This window comes from Haematobacter massiliensis (assembly GCF_000740795.1).
GTDB classification, from domain to species: domain Bacteria; phylum Pseudomonadota; class Alphaproteobacteria; order Rhodobacterales; family Rhodobacteraceae; genus Haematobacter; species Haematobacter massiliensis.
In genome coordinates this window covers 237,170-253,763 of record NZ_JGYG01000003.1, presented here as the reverse complement: position 1 = coordinate 253,763, position 16,594 = coordinate 237,170, and the positions used below count along the sequence as shown (strand labels likewise).

18 protein-coding genes are annotated in these 16,594 nt (G+C 64.8%); 7 read left to right on the top strand and 11 right to left on the bottom strand.

Annotation, left to right across the window (positions count from 1 at the left end; genetic code table 11):
* Positions 1-165: 165 nt before the first annotated feature.
* The 3 genes from rpsO to CN97_RS07000 all read left to right on the top strand — a co-directional run bounded on the left by rpsO (position 166) and on the right by CN97_RS07000 (position 3,544).
* Positions 166-435 carry a 30S ribosomal protein S15 gene (gene rpsO / locus CN97_RS07010; RefSeq protein WP_035709039.1) on the top strand — a complete coding sequence of 90 codons (270 nt, stop codon included), beginning with the start codon at positions 166-168 and terminating at the stop codon, positions 433-435.
* 232 nt (positions 436-667) lie between these two features.
* Positions 668-2,809 (top strand): polyribonucleotide nucleotidyltransferase, encoded by a 2,142-nt coding sequence (gene pnp, locus CN97_RS07005; protein ID WP_035709036.1) that lies wholly within the window; start codon positions 668-670, stop codon positions 2,807-2,809.
* 135 nt (positions 2,810-2,944) lie between these two features.
* Complete coding sequence (locus tag CN97_RS07000) at positions 2,945-3,544, top strand: L,D-transpeptidase (RefSeq protein ID WP_035709033.1); 600 nt, start codon at positions 2,945-2,947, stop codon at positions 3,542-3,544.
* A gap of 148 nt (positions 3,545-3,692) precedes the next feature.
* On the opposite strand, the gene CN97_RS06995 is transcribed toward CN97_RS07000, so the two are convergent.
* From CN97_RS06995 to CN97_RS06980, 4 genes are all read right to left on the bottom strand, one after another.
* Positions 3,693-4,346, bottom strand: a complete 654-nt coding sequence (locus tag CN97_RS06995) for a peroxiredoxin (RefSeq protein ID WP_035709031.1) — start codon at positions 4,344-4,346, stop codon at positions 3,693-3,695.
* A gap of 154 nt (positions 4,347-4,500) precedes the next feature.
* Entirely contained in the window at positions 4,501-5,160 is a 660-nt protein-coding gene (locus CN97_RS06990; RefSeq protein ID WP_035709549.1) for a pseudouridine synthase, read from the bottom strand.
* Positions 5,161-5,360: 200 nt separating this feature from the next.
* On the bottom strand, positions 5,361-6,104 hold the full coding sequence (locus CN97_RS19800) for a GFA family protein (protein ID WP_051911030.1): 744 nt from the start codon (positions 6,102-6,104) through the stop codon (positions 5,361-5,363).
* A complete protein-coding gene (locus tag CN97_RS06980; RefSeq protein ID WP_035709029.1) occupies positions 6,104-7,282 on the bottom strand; it encodes a thiolase family protein in 1,179 nt (392 codons plus the stop codon). The genes CN97_RS19800 and CN97_RS06980 overlap by 1 nt, the downstream gene beginning before the upstream one ends.
* A 102-nt stretch (positions 7,283-7,384) precedes the next feature.
* Between CN97_RS06980 and CN97_RS06975 the strand changes: the two genes are divergently transcribed.
* Together CN97_RS06975 and CN97_RS06970 are read left to right on the top strand one after the other, a co-directional pair.
* Positions 7,385-7,726: an STAS domain-containing protein gene (locus tag CN97_RS06975; protein ID WP_035709026.1), complete on the top strand. Its 342-nt coding sequence runs from the start codon at positions 7,385-7,387 to the stop codon at positions 7,724-7,726.
* A gap of 50 nt (positions 7,727-7,776) precedes the next feature.
* The gene (locus tag CN97_RS06970) at positions 7,777-8,178 is read left to right on the top strand and encodes an ATP-binding protein (protein WP_165496693.1); all 402 of its coding nucleotides are present in this window, start codon (positions 7,777-7,779) and stop codon (positions 8,176-8,178) included.
* A gap of 6 nt (positions 8,179-8,184) precedes the next feature.
* Here the strand turns inward: CN97_RS06970 and CN97_RS06965 are convergent, their stop codons facing one another.
* From CN97_RS06965 to CN97_RS06955, 3 genes are all read right to left on the bottom strand, one after another.
* Complete coding sequence (locus CN97_RS06965) at positions 8,185-9,423, bottom strand: bifunctional folylpolyglutamate synthase/dihydrofolate synthase (RefSeq protein ID WP_051911062.1); 1,239 nt, start codon at positions 9,421-9,423, stop codon at positions 8,185-8,187.
* A gap of 230 nt (positions 9,424-9,653) precedes the next feature.
* Complete coding sequence (gene accD / locus CN97_RS06960; protein ID WP_035709025.1) at positions 9,654-10,583, bottom strand: acetyl-CoA carboxylase, carboxyltransferase subunit beta; 930 nt, start codon at positions 10,581-10,583, stop codon at positions 9,654-9,656.
* 60 nt (positions 10,584-10,643) lie between these two features.
* On the bottom strand, positions 10,644-11,534 hold the full coding sequence (locus CN97_RS06955) for a CPBP family intramembrane glutamic endopeptidase (protein WP_035709024.1): 891 nt from the start codon (positions 11,532-11,534) through the stop codon (positions 10,644-10,646).
* Positions 11,535-11,945: 411 nt separating this feature from the next.
* Between CN97_RS06955 and CN97_RS06950 the strand changes: the two genes are divergently transcribed.
* The gene (locus tag CN97_RS06950) at positions 11,946-12,842 is read left to right on the top strand and encodes a LysR family transcriptional regulator (RefSeq protein ID WP_035709021.1); all 897 of its coding nucleotides are present in this window, start codon (positions 11,946-11,948) and stop codon (positions 12,840-12,842) included.
* Between the two features lie 24 nt (positions 12,843-12,866).
* Here the strand turns inward: CN97_RS06950 and CN97_RS06945 are convergent, their stop codons facing one another.
* From CN97_RS06945 to CN97_RS06930, 4 genes are read right to left on the bottom strand one after another with little or no spacing between them, the layout of a single operon-like run.
* Complete coding sequence (locus CN97_RS06945) at positions 12,867-13,787, bottom strand: OmpA family protein (protein WP_051911028.1); 921 nt, start codon at positions 13,785-13,787, stop codon at positions 12,867-12,869.
* The gene (locus CN97_RS06940) at positions 13,784-14,350 is read right to left on the bottom strand and encodes a peroxidase-related enzyme (RefSeq protein ID WP_035709018.1); all 567 of its coding nucleotides are present in this window, start codon (positions 14,348-14,350) and stop codon (positions 13,784-13,786) included. Before CN97_RS06940 ends, CN97_RS06945 begins: the two co-directional genes overlap by 4 nt.
* The gene (locus tag CN97_RS06935; RefSeq protein WP_051911027.1) at positions 14,350-15,060 is read right to left on the bottom strand and encodes a GNAT family N-acetyltransferase; all 711 of its coding nucleotides are present in this window, start codon (positions 15,058-15,060) and stop codon (positions 14,350-14,352) included. Before CN97_RS06935 ends, CN97_RS06940 begins: the two co-directional genes overlap by 1 nt.
* The gene (locus CN97_RS06930; protein ID WP_035709016.1) at positions 15,057-15,788 is read right to left on the bottom strand and encodes a competence/damage-inducible protein A; all 732 of its coding nucleotides are present in this window, start codon (positions 15,786-15,788) and stop codon (positions 15,057-15,059) included. Before CN97_RS06930 ends, CN97_RS06935 begins: the two co-directional genes overlap by 4 nt.
* Before the next feature lie 66 nt (positions 15,789-15,854).
* On the opposite strand from CN97_RS06930, the gene sfsA reads away from it, so the two are divergent.
* Complete coding sequence (gene sfsA / locus CN97_RS06925) at positions 15,855-16,583, top strand: DNA/RNA nuclease SfsA (protein WP_035709013.1); 729 nt, start codon at positions 15,855-15,857, stop codon at positions 16,581-16,583.
* Positions 16,584-16,594: the final 11 nt, after the last annotated feature.

Sequence of the window (16,594 nt, the reverse complement as noted above, 5' to 3'; positions counted from 1 at the left end):
TCGGCGGGTCGGGGTGACGCCATTTGTGCTTTCCTTTATCGGGTTTTTCCAGTATAGGCGCGCATCCGTCCGGGAGATCCTCGTATCTCCGCGCGGATGCTCCACGGGCCTTGCTGGACGACATCCCGGCTCGTGCCCTTATCTCAAGCCGAACAGGAGGCCCCGATGTCGATCACCGTCGAAGAGAAGAACCGCGTCGTCAAGGAATTCGCAACCAAGGAAGGCGACACCGGTTCGCCCGAAGTGCAGGTTGCGATCCTTTCCTCGCGCATCGCGACGCTCACCGAGCATTTCAAGACCCACAAGAAGGATAACCACTCCCGCCGTGGGCTTCTGAAACTCGTTGCGCAGCGCCGCAAGCTGCTCGACTATCTCAAGGGCAAGGACGAGGCCCGCTATCAGTCGCTCATCGAGCGTCTCGGCCTGCGTCGCTGACCTTTCCGGTTGCGCTTCGTCCGCGGGGCGCAACCGCTATATATCCGGGCAGGGGCGCAGGATGACCGCGCCCGCCCAAACCCGGCACGCGCCTGTGCGTAGCCGCCTGAAGGCCGAAACCTCCCCGTCAGATCCCGCGGGACAGGCCGGAGAAATGATCGTCAGGGATCACGGGCATGCGGCCCGTACGCGTAACGGCCGGGGGAGGGTCCTCCGGCGAAAAGGATACGACATGTTCAATATTACCAGGAAATCCATCGAATGGGGCGGCGATACGCTGACCCTCGAGACGGGCCACGTCGCCCGCCAGGCGGATGGTTCCGTGATCGCCACGCTGGGCGAGACGAGCGTCATGGCCAACGTGACCTTCGCCAAGCAGCCGAAACCCGGTCAGGACTTCTTCCCGCTCACCGTGCACTATCAGGAAAAGTACTACGCCGCGGGCAAGATCCCGGGCGGGTTCTTCAAGCGCGAGGCGCGTCCTTCGGAGAAGGAGACGCTCGTCTCCCGCCTGATCGACCGTCCGACGCGCCCGCTCTTCGTGCCGGGCTTCAAGAACGAGGTTCTGGTGATGGCCACCGTGCTGTCGCATGACCTCGTGAACGATCCCGATATCGTGGCGATGATCGCGGCCTCTGCTGCGCTCACGATTTCCGGCGTGCCCTTCATGGGGCCGATCGGCGCCGCGCGCGTCGGCTTCTCCAACGGCGAATACCGTCTGAACCCGCCCGTGGAGGATATGCAGAAGCTCCGCGCGAACCCGGAGCAGCGTCTCGACCTCGTCGTCGCCGGCACCAAGAACGCCGTGATGATGGTCGAATCGGAGGCCTATGAGCTGACCGAGGAAGAGATGCTGGGCGCGGTGAAGTTCGGCCATGAGGCGATGCAGCCGGTGATCGACCTGATCATCGACCTTGCCGAAGACGCCGCGAAAGAGCCCTTCGACTTCAAACCCGCCGATTACTCCGCGCTCTATGCCAAGGTGAAGAAGGCGGGCGAGGCCAAGATGCGGGCTGCCTTCGCCATCAAGGACAAGCAGCAGCGCCAGTCCGCCATCGAAGCCGCGCGTGAGGCTGTTGAAGCCGCGCTCTCGGTGGATGAGCTGGCTGATCCGAACCTCGGCTCCTCCTTCAAGAAGCTCGAGTCCTCCATCCTGCGCGGCGACATCATCTCCGGCGGGCCGCGGATCGACGGGCGTGACAACAAGACCGTTCGTCCGATCGTTTCCGAAGTCGGCATCCTGCCGCGCACCCACGGCTCCGCGCTCTTCACCCGCGGGGAGACGCAGGCGCTGGTCGTGACCACGCTCGGCACCGGCGAGGATGAGCAGATCATCGACGCGCTGACCGGCAATTCGCGGTCGAACTTCCTGCTGCACTACAACTTCCCGCCCTATTCGGTCGGCGAAGTGGGCCGCGTGGGTTCGCCGGGTCGTCGTGAGGTCGGTCACGGGAAACTTGCCTGGCGCGCCCTTCAGGCTGTCCTGCCCGCGCCGACGGACTTCCCCTACACGATCCGTGTCGTCTCCGAGATCACCGAATCGAACGGGTCGTCCTCCATGGCCTCCGTCTGCGGCGGCTCGCTTTCCATGATGGATGCGGGCGTGCCGCTGAAGGCCCCCGTGGCCGGTGTCGCCATGGGCCTCATCCTTGAGGATGATGGCAAATGGGCGGTGCTGACCGACATCCTGGGCGACGAGGATCACCTCGGCGACATGGATTTCAAGGTCGCGGGCACCGAAGCCGGGATCACCTCGCTCCAGATGGACATCAAGGTGGCGGGCATCACGCCGGCGATCATGGAGCAGGCGCTGGCGCAGGCCAAGGACGGTCGTCTTCATATCCTGGCCGAGATGAACCAGGCGCTCTCCGCGCCGCAGGGCTTCTCCGAATACGCGCCGAAGATCGAGACGCTGACCATCCCGACCGACAAGATCCGCGAAGTGATCGGCTCGGGCGGCAAGGTCATCCGCGAGATCGTGGAGACCTCGGGCGCGAAGGTGGACATCAACGATGATGGCGTGATCAAGATCGCATCCAGCGACGCTGGCGCGATCAAGCGGGCCTATGACATGATCTGGTCGATCGTGGCAGAGCCGGAAGAAGGCAAGGTCTATACCGGCAAGGTCGTGAAACTTGTCGATTTCGGTGCCTTCGTGAACTTCTTCGGCAAGCGGGACGGGCTGGTCCACGTCTCCCAGATCGCCAACAAGCGTCTGAACCATCCGAACGAAGTGCTGAAGGAAGGCCAGGAAGTGAAGGTCAAGCTTCTCGGCTTCGACGATCGCGGCAAGGTCCGGCTCGGCATGAAGATGGTCGATCAGGAAACCGGTGAGGAAATCGCCGAACAGAAGGAAAAGCAGAACGCCGAATAAGGCATTCTCGCTTCTCATCGCCCCGGCTGGCAACGGCCGGGGTTTTTTTGTTCCCGACCGCGTGACTTTCATGTGAGATCAGGGAACCGGAATTTATATAGTGTTTTTGATAGGGTAGATGGAACGGAGTTCGACATGCCCAGATTTTCCCGCCGCGCCTTCATTTTCACAGCTCTTGCAACGGTTTCGGCGGCGTCGATGATACGCCGGGCCGAGGCGCGGACCGCCTGGACGATGCCCGCCGACTGGACGCCTCACATGGTCTTGCTGAACAACAGCTATTCTGCGGGGCAGGTGCATGTCGTTCCCAGCGATTTCGCTCTCTACCTGACTTTTGGCGGGCAGAGCGCGCGGCGCTACAAGGTCGGCATCGGCAAAGGCGATCTTTACGAATCCGGCAATTTCTGGATCGGCGCCAAGAAGGAATGGCCCAGTTGGAAGCCCACCGCAGAAATGGTGGAGCGTAATCCTGCGGCCTATTCCAAATGGGCGGAGGAGCCGATGCCGGGGGGGCCGAAGAACCCGCTGGGCGCGCGCGCGCTCTATCTCTTTGCGCCGAATGCCGGTGATACGATGCTGCGGATCCACGGCACACCCGATCCCTGGACGGTCGGAACGGCTGTCTCCAACGGGTGTGTGCGGCTCATGAACGAGCATATCGAGGAGCTTTACAACCTCGTCCCCGTGGGTGCTCCGGTCGTGCTGTATCCGAAGGATATCGTTCCCACCGTATGACGGAAACGCAGTCGTGATGCCGGGGACAGGCCGCCGGTCTTGCCCTGCGGCCGGAGGATGCTCTGCGGCTGCGCTTCGCGCGCGGCGGCCCTCTCTCAAGCCAGCCGGTCTCGCTCCCTGCGCTTGACCGGCTGCTTGGTTAGCGTCCTCAGGCGGGCTGCTTGGCCTTGCGGATATAGGGGAGCTTGATGTCCAGCTCGCCGTATTTCTCCTTGGCCTGCGCATCGTCGAGCGCCAGCGCCACGATCACGTCGTCCCCCTGTTTCCAGTCGGCCGGCGTGGCCAGCGGCACCCCGTCCGTCAGGCGGAGCGCGTCGAGCACCCGGAGCACCTCCTGAAAGTTCCGGCCCACGGTCATCGGATAGATGATCGCCGCGCGGATCTTCTTGTCCGGCCCGATGAAGAAGGTGGAGCGCACGGTGGCGGTATGCGCAGGGGTGCGCCCGTCCGGCAGCACCGTTTCCGCCGGGATCATGTCATAGAGCTTGGCCACGGTCAGATCCGGGTCGGCGATCAGGGGAAAGGACACTTCCGTGCCCCCGTACTGGGCGATGTCGGCCTTCCACTTCTGGTGGCTGTCCAGCGGGTCGACGGAAACGCCGATCACCTTGGCCCCGCGTTTGGCGAATTCGTCCTGAAGGTTTGCCACGGCGGCGAATTCCGTGGTGCAGACTGGCGTGAAATCCTTGGGATGGGAGAAGAGAATTGCATAGTCATCGCCGATCCACTCATGGAAGCGGATCTCGCCTTCCGTGGATTGGGCGGTGAAATCGGGGGCGATATCGTTGATGCGAAGCGACATGGTCCATCCTTTCAGGCTGCTTGCCGGTTGCCCAAGAGAATAGGCAGCTTCTCGCCCGGTGTCAGCGGGCCGGCAAGGAAAGGTCCGGCATTCTGTCGCATGGCGACGCGGCCAAACTCTTTCCTCGCCTTGTTCCGCTTTCGGAACGCCTGTCTCAGAATGGCGCCGGGGCGGAGAAGGACAGGCTCTTGCCGCCATCCGGGTGACGGAAGCGCAGGCTTTCGGCATGAAGCATCAGCCGGGGCGCCTTCAGGGCGTCACCCGTCGCATAGAGGCTGTCGCCAAGGATCGGATGGCCGAGTTCCCGCATATGAACGCGAAGTTGGTGGCTCCGCCCGGTTTTCGGCATGAGGCGCATCCGCGTGGACCCCCCTTCCGGCCCGGTTTCGTGGCGGACGACGCGCCAATCGGTCACCGCTTCCCGGCCCGTCTCGAAATCCACCTTCTGGAGCGGGCGGTTCGGCCAGTCCACGGTGAGGGGCAGGTTCACCGTGCCGTGGCGCGGCTCCACATGCCCGGCGACACGGGCGAGATAGACCTTGCGTGTCATGCGCTTCTCGAACTGCAGCCCGAGATGACGTTGCGCATGCGGGGTAAGGGCAAAGACCATGACGCCGGAGGTGTCCCGGTCCAGCCGATGCACCAGCAGCACCTCCGGGAACGGCCCCTTCAGACGGGCGATCAGGCAGTCGGCCAGATGATCGCCCTTCCCGGGCACGGACAACAGGCCCGAGGGCTTGTCCACCACCACGATCTCATGGTCGTGGTGCAGGATACTGAGGGGCGTGTCGGGAGGGGCATAATGATCTGTCATGGCGGAGCGGATGTAGGCCATCTGCACCGCCGTTCCAAGTCTGGCAGGCCGAGGAAAAGCCGGTATCGGCGGGGCTTGCGCCGAAAGGCCGGGAATCGGCCCGGACAGCGGCCAAAACCTGCGGTTTTCGCGCCGATCTCCGGCGAAAGCAGGACGATGTCGACTTCGGGGCACCCACCGGAATGCTTTCTGGTCGCCTACTAGCGCTCCGCCGCTTGCGGCAATCCGTCCATGATCCGGTAATAGTCGCCCTTGAAGGCAGTGAAGATATGCGCGGTGAGCCTGCCGCCGGTGGGAGGGTCGATGAAGCCCGCATCCAGCCATGTCTCCTCTCCCCGGCTGAACCCGATGGAGGAGCCGCAGGTACCGCAGAATTTCCAGTGGCCTGTCTGGGTGGCGTGGCATCGAAGCGTGTGCCCGCTCAGCACAAGATCCGTCACCGGCCCGAAGGAAGCGCTGTGGTGGCCCGTCATCCGGCGGCACTGGATGCAATGGCAGGCCTCCACCGCGCCCGCTGGCCCCGCGAGCCGCCCGGTGACGCCGCCGCAGAGGCAGCGGCCAGTCAGCTGTCGCGGTTCGGCGGGGAGGGGGCCGGCCTGCTGAAAGTCGGCGGCCTCACCTTCCTCCCGCAGTACCGACACTCCCGTGGGCAGGTCCAGCGCGCCCGCCGAGACGGCGATTCTCTCGCCGCCTGCGGTGTCTTCGGTCACGGGCTGCCAGAACAGCGACGCGCCGCAGCCCCCGCAAAACCCCCGGCGCGCATAGGCGGAGGAGCGAAACCAGACTGGCGCGCCCCGCACCTCCAGCGCCTCCAGCCGCACCGAGACGGAGGCCCAGGCATTGCCCGACCACCGCCGACAATCGGCGCAGCGGCAGATCACCACACCCTCGGGTGTCTCCCGCAGGGTGAACGAGACATGTCCGCAGAGGCAGCGCCCGTTCATCAGGGCCGTTCGATGGCGATGGCCGTGCCCTCGCCGCCGCCGATGCAGATCGCCGCGATGCCCCGCTTCAATCCGCGGGTCTCCAGCGCGTTCAGCAGCGTGACGACGATCCGTGCCCCCGAAGCGCCGATCGGGTGGCCAAGCGCACAGGCCCCGCCGTTCACGTTCACCTTGTCGCGGGGGATGTTCATTTCCTGCATGAACGCCATGGGGACAACGGCAAAGGCTTCGTTCACCTCCCACAGATCGACATCCTCGACCGACCAGCCCAGCCGCTCGAGCAGTTTCTTCGCGGCGGGAACGGGGGCAGTCGCGAACCAGCCCGGCGCCTGTGCGTGCGAGGCATGGCCGAGGATCCGCGCCCGGATCGGCAGGCCCTCTGCCGCCGCTACATCGTTGCTGGCCACGATCAGCGCCGCCGCACCGTCAGAGATGGAGGAGGAGTTCGCAGCCGTCACGGTGCCATCCTTGCGGAAAGCGGGTTTCAGCGTCGGGATCTTCTCGGGCCGCGCATTGCCGGGCTGTTCATCCTCGCTGATCGTGACCTGTCCCTTGCGGGTCGTGATGGTGACGGGCGCGATCTCCCGCCGAAAGGCGTTGGATTTCTGGGCCTCCAGCGCATTGCCGAGCGAGCCGAGCGCGAATTCGTCCTGAGCCTCGCGGGTGAATTGAAAGGCTTCAGCGCAATCCTCGGCGAAGGTGCCCATGAGCCGGCCCTTGTCGTAGGCATCCTCCAGCCCGTCGAGGAACATGTGGTCGATGACCTGCTGATGCCCCATCCGCGCGCCGCCCCGCATCTTTGGCAGCAGGTAGGGGGCATTGGTCATGCTTTCCATCCCGCCCGCGACCATAAGCCCCGTCTGGCCAAGCGCCACCTGATCGGCGGCGATCATTAGCGCCTTCATGCCGGAGCCGCACATCTTGTTCAGCGTGGTGGCCGGGACGTCTTCGCCCAGGCCCGCCTTGAAACCAGCCTGCCGTGCCGGAGCCTGCCCCTGACCTGCGGACAGGACGTTGCCCATCAAAACCTCTTCAACGCGGGCCGGAGAGATACCCGCATCCTTCAGTGCGGCCTCTATCGCCGCACCCCCGAGCGTGGGGGCGTCAAGTTCGGCAAAGGCGCCCTGAAACCCGCCCATCGGTGTCCGGGCCGCGCCCGCGATCACGACTTCTCTCATTCTGTCCTCCTCAACCTGCGGCGAGTTTACTCAAAAGTAACGGTTTGCTGCCAGCATTTCCATATGCGGGTACGACTCGCCGGTTTTTAAGGGGTTTTTGACATGCAGCTTTCCGCCAGACTGACAGACGGGCTTCTTTTGATCCGGGTGGAGGAAAGCCGCATCGACGCGGCCTCCGCCATCGCCTTCAAGGAGCGGATGCGCCACCTCACCGCAGAACCGGCGCCTCGCGTGATTCTCGATATGGCTGAAGTCGCATTTCTCGACAGTTCCGGTCTTGGCGCGCTGGTGGCGGTGATGAAGCTTCTTCAGCCGGAGAGGAGGCTGGAGCTTGCGGGCGTGACCCCCATGGTGGCCAAGGTTCTGACGCTCACCCGGATGGACAGGATATTCCGGATCCTCCCGCCCTTGGACGAGGCGGGGCCGTTGCCTCTCGCCTCCTGACGGCGATGGGCCGCGTCGACAGGAACAACATGGCAGGCGAGCAGGCGCAAATGCGTCTGCTCATTCCTGCCGATCCGATGGCGGTCCGGGGCGCATTGACCCGGATCATCGGTGTGCTCCGTCTGCGCGGCACTTCCGATGAAGGTCTTGTCAGGGCGGAAATCGCCCTGGCTGAAATCCTCAACAATATCGTCGAACATGGTTATGCAGGGGATGAGGGGCCGATCGCGATCCGCATGCGCTGTGGCGCGGACCGGGCCAGCTTCGTCGTGAGCGACAGGGGCGGGGTCATGCCAGGGGGCAAGTTGCCCGAGGGAACCCTGCCGGAAAGCGGTCCACCGCCGGAAGGGGGCTATGGCTGGTTCCTCGTCCGCGCGATGGCCGAGCACCTGGATTACCGGCGTAGCGCCCGGACCAACCTCACGCGCTTTGAAGTGGTTCTGGAGGAGTAGCGACTGTCAGCCGTTGTCGCGGAGCACTTCCCCGGCAAGATAAAGGGAGCCGCAGATCAGAATGCGCGAGTCCGGATCGGCTGCGGCAATCTCTTCGACGGCTGCCAGGACGTTTTCGCTAACATGTGCCGTGAGACCGACCGTCCGGGCGGCGGCAGCGGTTTCCTCGGCGGGAAGCGTCGCGGGCGCGTTGGGAATGCTGACTGCGCGCAGATCCTTCGCCACCGCCGTCAGCGGGAGGAGATAGCCGGCGATATCTTTCGTGTTCAGCATGCCGCAGACGAGATGCGTCCGCCGTTCCGGCATCCGGGAGAGTGTCGCCGCCAGTGCTTGTCCGCCCGCGGGATTATGGCCGCCATCGAGCCAGATATCCGCCGCAGGCGCAGCTTCCACGAGCGGGCCGCGGCGAAGGTGCTGCATCCGTGCCGGCCAGACGGCACGCGTGACAGCAGCCTCCGTTCCCGCTTCGCCGATGCCCAGAGCGCGGAGCGCCGCCAGCGCTGCGCCTGCGTTTTCGACCTGATGCGGACCGGCGAGATTTGGGAGCGGCAGATCAAGCAGCCCGCGCTGATCCAGATAGGCGAGGCGTCCACGCTCCTCCCAGACCTGCCAATCCTGCCCGGAGAGCAGGAGCGGCGCGCCGATTGCATCCGCCCGTGCCGTGATCGCCTCGCGCGCTTCGGGAAGTTGCGGCCCGATGATCCCGGTGACGCCGGGTTTCAGGATTCCGGCCTTTTCAAAGGCGATCTGCCCGAGCGTATCGCCCAGATACTGCTCATGGTCGAAAGACACGGGCGTGATGACGGTAAGGGCAGGGCGGTCGATCACGTTGGTCGCATCGAACCGCCCGCCCAGCCCCACCTCCAGCAGCAGGTAATCGGCCGGGACACGGGAGAAGGCGAGAAATGCCGCTGCCGTGGTAATTTCGAAGAAGGTGATCGGCGCGCCGGCGTTTACCCGGTCGCATTCGTCCAGAAGGCGCATCAACTCGCCCTCATCGATCAGCTCTCCGGCCAGCCGGATGCGCTCGTGAAACCGGACGAGATGGGGGGAGGTATAGGCATGGACCCGTTTCCCCTCCGCCTCCAGCCCCGCACGAATCATCGCCTGCGTGGAGCCTTTGCCGTTGGTTCCAGCGATATGGATAACCGGCGGCAGGGCGCGTTCGGGATGGCCAAGCCGGCCCAGCAGCTCCCGGATGCGGTCGAGCGTGAGATCAATCACCTTGGGATGCAGCCGCATCATGCGATCAAGGATCACATCGCTTCCCGCGGTTCTGCCGGACGAAATACCGTGACTGTCATCATCAGGCGCGTTCTGCCCGGTGCTGTCCTGTGCCTGCCCCTGAGGCAGCCCACCCGCCGGAGCGGTCTGCGGAGCGTGCGGCCCTTTGCCGGAAGCGTCCTGAACGGATATGTCGCTCACCGGCCCATCGGCCTTGCCCTCCTCAGGCCTGTTGCCGGGGGGCGTGCCGTTCACGAAGTTGTGCCCGTGGCATGAAGAGGCTCGATTTCCGCGTCTGCGGCAGGGGCGGGAAGCTCTGCTTTCACGGCCTGCGGCTGGCTCATCAGGAGGCGTATGATCGCGGTGAGCTCATCCTTGAGATCCTTGCGGGGCGTAACGCGGTCCAGCATGCCGTGATCCAGCAGATACTCTGCCCGCTGGAAACCCTCGGGCAGTTTTTCGCGAATCGTCTGCTCGATCACGCGCGGGCCTGCAAAACAGATGAGCGCATTCGGCTCCGCGATCTGAACATCGCCCAGCATGGCATAGCTCGCCGTCACGCCGCCGGTGGTCGGATGGGTAAGAACGACGATGTAGGGAAGACCCGCTTCCTTGACCATTTCCACGGCGACTGTCGTGCGTGGCATCTGCATCAGGGAGAGGATCCCCTCCTGCATGCGCGCCCCGCCCGCCGCGGAAAACAGCACAAGCGGCCGCCCGAGTTCCACGGCGCGTTCTGCCGCGGCGATGATGGCATTCCCGACATACATGCCCATCGACCCGGCCATGAAGGAGAAATCCTGCGCGGCGGCAACGATCGGAGTGCGGCCCATCTCGCCCTCGGCGACGAGCATCGCCTCCTTCTCACCGGTGGATTTCTGAGCGGCCTTGAGGCGGTCGGGATATTTCTTCTGGTCACGGAAGTGGAGCGGATCGACGATCGGCTCCGGGACTTTCACCTCCGTGAAGATCCCGCCATCGAAAAGTGCCCGGAAGCGGTCGCGCGGGCTGATCTGCATGTGATGGCCGCAGTTGGGGCAGACGTTCAGGTTGTCCGTCAACTCGCGGTGGAAGATCATCGTTCCGCATTCGGGGCACTTCGTCCACAGGTTCTCAGGCACTTCCCGACGGGAGAAGAGCGAGTTGATCTTCGGGCGGACGTAGTTGGAAATCCAGTTCATGCGCGCAGAGGGCCCTCTTTCGGTCGCGACTGAGATAAGCCGCGCGGGCCCGAAATGCAATCAGCGCCGCAGCACAAGGCGGCACAGCCCCCAGACGACCGCCAGCATCACCACGTCGATGACGATCATCGAGACGAAGCCCTCCGTCTCCGGCGCGACCGTGGAGATGCGAAGCGCCAGACCCTGCAGCACTCCGCCCGAGGAGACGAAGAGCAGTGCCGCAGCGTTGTTGGCGAAATGCAGCCCCCAAGCCGCGCCGATGGACCCGGTCCGCGCTGTCAGATCGGCGGCCACCAACCCGAAAAGCCCCGTGGCGGCGACAACATAGATTGCATTCGGCCCCATCACCCCCGGCTCGTAGTGCAACAGTGCAAAGAGGATACTGGGCAGGAGCAGGTAGATCAGCGGTGAGCGGAAGCGTGCGGCGAGCTGTTGGAGAAGATAGCCGCGGAAGACCAATTCCTCCGCCAGCGTCTGGATCCCGATCCCGATCAGCGCGAGGGGCAGGAAGCTCAGCCAGCGACGCAGATCGAGGCCGGGCAGCGTTCCTTCCGCCCCCGGCAAGAGGCTGCTGAGAGCGATGCCAAGGATATAGATCACCATGAGCGTCGCCGCGGCCTTTACGAAGTCGCGCAGAACCGTGCTCCCCCGTCCGAACAGGGTGCGGATACTCCGTCCATGCAACAGGCGAACCGCGATCATGGGGCCGATGGCGAGCGCCGCGAAGGACCACAGGAGTGCGATCATGCCCCAGGGTGTCTCGCCCAGTGCGATATCGGTGGCGAGCGGCTGGAAGCGGCCTTGTCCGGCCAGACGGAAAAGCAATGCCGCAACGGCCGCGAGAATCGCGGCATAGACCCCAAAGATCAGCAACAGGCCAAGCGCCGTCCGCCACAGGGCAGATCGTCGCCGTGCCGGCGCAACATATGTGGCGAGGGGGGCATAGGACATCGGGCACCGCTTCTGGCATGCCCGTCAGGATCACAGGATGCGCTCGCCTACAGCCTTGAGATGCCGGTAGGGTTTGGACAAGCTGAAATTTTGGTCATGTGGACGGCTTTTCTTCTGAAGGAGGTGCAGCAGGGACGTGAATCAGCGATCGGCAAGGAATCGCCGGTCAGGATTGGGAAGCCTTCCTCGCTGTTTCGGAATAAGCTAGGGGCGCGGCCCTTTCACGTGATTCGTTTCCGAATCGAAATCAAGCGCGAGAACACTTTTAAGGTGATAGATTGTGTGTTATTTCTTCTTTTAATTGCACGGCCTCCCCCATCACGAACGTTTTTTCAAGCCCATCATTGTTCTTGCTTATCAGTGAGATAGCTTGTGGTGGCCGTTGTCCGGGATTAGTTTTGGAGTATTGGAATGGATCGACTGACAGAGATGGAGGCCTTCGCTACGGTCGTGGATCAGGGCGGATTCACGGATGCGGCGCGCAAGATGGGCATCTCCAAATCGGCCGTGTCGAAACATGTGTCCTCCCTTGAAGCGCGGCTTGGGGCGCGCCTTCTCAACCGCACGACCCGGCGCGTCAGCCCGACGGAGATCGGGTTGGCCTATTACGACCGCGCCCGCCGCGTGCTGAACGATGCCGGAGAGGCGGATGCGCTGGTCACCTCCATGCAGACGGCGCCTTCAGGGGTGTTGCGGGTCTCCGTCGATACCGATTTCGGTGTCAGCCTGCTGTCACCGATCCTCGCGGATTTCCTGCGGGACTGCCCTGAGGTGACGGTGAACATGTCGCTCTCCAACCGCTATGTGGAGTTGATCTCGGAGGGCTTCGACCTGGCGATCCGCATGGGAGAGCTGGAGGACAGTTCGCTCCGTGCGCGGCGCCTGCTGAACACCACGCGGAGGATGGTCGGCTCGCCCGCCTATTTCGAGCAGTTCGGCCGGCCGAAGCGGGTGGAGGATCTGAGCGATCATCGGCTGCTGCATTACTCTAACGAAGCCAGCGCCAATGTCTGGCGCATCATAACGGCCTCGGGCGAGCGCCGTGCGGTGCGGACGACAGGGTGGCTCACCGTCAATGACGGCCAGTCGCTGCTGAATGCGGCTATCTCCGGCCTCGGCATCGCCTATCTGCCCCGATTTCTCTATGCGGAGGCGATGAAGGCGGGGTTGGTGGAGGAAGCCATTCCCAGCCTGCCGATGGAGACCGTGGGCGTACATGCCGTCTACCCCCCCGGCAGATTCACCCAGCCCAAGGTGCGCGCCTTCATCGACTTCCTGAGCGATCGCTTCGCAGAGCATCAGATTTGATTTCCCTGGGCACGGCGGGCTTGGCTATTCCGCCATCGCTTCCACCCGACGGTTGCGCAGGCGACCCGCTTCCGTGGTGTTGCTGTCCCGCGGGGCCAACCAGCCGACGCCTTCGGCCCGGACCTGCCGGCCGTTGACGCCCTTGCTGGTCAGGTAATTGCGCGCCGCCTCAGCCCGCCGGAGCGACAGGGCGCGGTTTGCCTCCAGCGCGCCGGAATTGTCAGTATGGCCGACAAGCGTCACGCGGCGCGCGGCATTTCCTCCGAGCCAGGCCGCGAGCGTGTCCAGCGAAGCGAAGTTCCCGCCTTCAAGCGTCGCGGACCCGCTGGTGAACCGCAGATCCTCAAGGGGAACGGCGAATCCTGCGGCAAGTCGTTCGGCAATCTCGCCCTGGGGTACGCCTTCAGGGGGGATTGGTTTCGAGGCAGGCGCTGGTGCTGGCGCGGGTGTCACAGATTGCGGGGCGACATGGGTCATCTGGACAAAGCCGCTGTCGCTCGACCGGCTGATGAACAGGGTGACGATGCCTGAGGCCCCCTCCGCCACCGCGAAGCGGAAATCGCCCAGATCGACGTGCATCTCCGGCTCCGGAGCAACATCGGTTGCGTAGCGGAAGTCGAAGCCGCCGCAGGCCAGCGTCTCGCAGGTGAAGCCGATACGATACCCCGCCGCCGAAAGCCGCTCCGCCATCGCCGCCAATGCCTCGAAGGTGGAAAAGCCCGGCTGGGGCACACGCCAGACTTGCCTGGTAACGACCCCCTCCAGCAATCGAATGGGAAGGGAGCCATCTGCAGGCCCCGTCGGCAAGGCGTAGCTGCCCATCGTGCCATGGCTGTCCACCGTCAGCACGGCTTCGGGCGGCAATCCGAGATCTGGCGCGGCGGCAAGCGGCAGAGCGCCTATCAGCAGGGCAAGCAGCGGTGGAAGCAGGCGGCTCCCCCTCACCTCGCCATGCCGTGATAGTCCGTATTGGGGCGCATGTCGCTGGCGGAGGCGACGCGGTTGGTCATGTTGAAGAACCCTGTGACGGCGCCGATGTCCCATATGTCGCGGTCGGAGAAACCTGCGGCCCGCAGTGCTTCCCGGTCCGCCTCAACGATACGGGCGCTGTCGAGGGTGAGCTTCTCGGCGAAGGTCAGCATCGCCGTCTGCCGGGCATCCAGCTCGGCGGCGCGCCAGTTCATCACCATCGCTTCCCCCAACGCCGGACTGCCGGATAATTCCCGCACCGCCGCGCCATGGGCGACCTGACAATACCAGCAGCGGTTGAGAGAGGAGACAACAACCGCGATCATCTCCCGCTCCAGCTTGGTCAGCCCGCTGTCGGCGAGCATCAGGTCATTGTAGAGGGCGGTGAAGGTGTTCAGCTTGTCGATGTCGAAGGCATAGGCCTTCAGCACATTGGGGACGAGGCCCAGCTTTTCCTCGCAGATGCGGAAATACTTCGCTGTGGCCTCCGGCAGCGGATCGACCATCGGCAGGTCGAGGGCGGTTGCGTTGTCACTCATCAGGCGTCTCCTCCCACGCGGTAGTGATATCCTCCTGCGGCACGCATGCCTAGCGCATCATAGAGCGCCCGCGCGCCGGTATTCTCCGCCTCGACGGCCAGAGCAATCTCCTCCGCGCCCTGCTCCATCGCCCAGAGCGCCGCGCGCTGCATCATGTTGCGCCCCGCCCCCAAGCGGCGGAAAGCGGGCAGGACGGCGAGCGAATGGACCATCGCCCGATCCCCCGCCAGCGCGACAAATCCCACGCCGGAGGCGCGGTCCTTCGACCGGCCCAGAAGGGCGGTCTTGGGCCCCCTGACGCGGTGCATCACCTCGATCCGCTCCGGCGCGGTGCCGCAATCCGCCCATATGTCGAGCATGAGTTGCAGTGGCTCCCATATGGTGAAGCCGGTAACGGGCTTCGGCCCAGCGCCGACGACCAGTGCCGTTGGCGCGCTGTAGTAGATGACGGGGTCGATTTTCGTCAGCCCTGCCTCCGCCAACCGGGCATCCAGTGCCTCATCCTCCGCCTCCACGCGGAAAATCGGGCGCTGGCCGAGCGCGCGGGCGGCGCGAATCGCCTCCTCCGGGTCCGGTGCACCGGGCTTCGAAGGCGTGATCGCCTGCACGCGCTTGCCCCCCGCTGCGGGCGACAGGCGAATGAGCCAAGCACCGGCCCGCCGCAGCGATTCGGCGGGCCATGTGGCGTCCATCACCTCGCCATAGGTCACGCGATCGCCTCCGGGAACATGCGCGCCAGTTCCGTCACCGCCGCGCCGATCCGGCCGGGATCGGTGCCCCGGACCACGATGTTCGTGCCATAGACACCATTCTTCTGGAACGGGTAGGAGCCCATGGTGAGTTCGGGATAGCGGTGTGCGAGATCGGCGAGCGGTGTCGCCACTTCGCCCTCGCCCCGCTCGATGCGGAGGGTCTGGGAGAGGAGCGGCGCGCCGCCGTCGATGGTCGACAGCACGGAGGCCGCCATCGCGCCGAAGATCGTGGGCACGCCCGCCATCACATGCACATTGCCGATGGTGAACCCCGGGGCGGCGGAGATCGGATTGTCGATCAGCGCGGCGCCGTCCGGAATGCGGGCCATGCGAAGCCGCGCCTCGTTCAGTTCCGTACCCTGCTGCGCATAATGACGCGCGAGGATCTCCCGCGCATCCGCCCGAACGCCGATCGCCGCGCCAAAGGCTTCGGCCACCGCATCGGCGGTGATGTCGTCATGCGTCGGCCCGATCCCGCCGGACGTGAACACATGATCGAACCTGTCGGAAAGGGAGCGTACTGCCTCCACGATGGCGGCGTGATCGTCGGGAATCACGCGGATTTCCCGCAGGTCTATGCCCCGCGCCGTCAGCTCATCGGCAAGGTGGCCGCTGTTGGTATCCTTCGTGCGACCGGAGAGGATCTCGTCTCCGATCACCAGCATTGCGGCTGTCGGGTTCGTCATCCTGTCCTCCTGCCGGGCGATGCCGGTCGTCTTGTCGCGTCCCCGTCACAGCTATAGACCCTGACGATGCGCTTTCAATCCCCTCTCCGCCGGGTCCGGCTGCTGCGCCGCTACAAACGCTTCCTCTCCGACATCCTGCTGGAGGACGGGACGCAGCATGTCGCCCATTGCCCGAACCCCGGGGCGATGACGGGTCTGGCAGAGCCGGGGATGCCGATCTGGGTGGAGGGGAACGACAATCCGCGGCGCAAGCTGCGCTACGCCTGGCGGCTGACGGAGCTGCCGGATGGGACGCTGGTGAACATCGACACGTCCACCCCCAACCGCATTGTGGCCGAGGCGCTGCGGAGCGGTGCGGTCCCCGCACTCGCCGCCTATGATACCCACCGTGCCGAGGTGCGGTATGGTCAGGCAAGCCGGGCGGGTTTCCTGCTTTCCGGCGCGGGGCTGCCCGATGTTCTGGTGGAGGTCAAGAGCGTGACCCTGCGCCGGGCGGGGCGGCTGGGCGAGTTTCCCGACACGGTGACGGCACGGGGCGCGCGTCATCTGGCCGAGCTTGCGGCCGCGGCGGGAGAGGGGCGCCGGGCGGTCCTGCTCTATCTGCTCGGCCGTTCCGACTGTGATGCGGTTGCAGTCGCGGGCGATATCGACCCGGCCTATGCACGCGGGGCAGAGGCGGCGCGCGCGGCGGGCGTGGAGATGATCGCCCATACGACCCGGATCGCCCCGGAAGGATTGACGCTCGGCCCCGCCGTGCCGGTGCGTCCCGGCTCTGGCAAATCCCCGAGCAAATGACTATCTAGGGG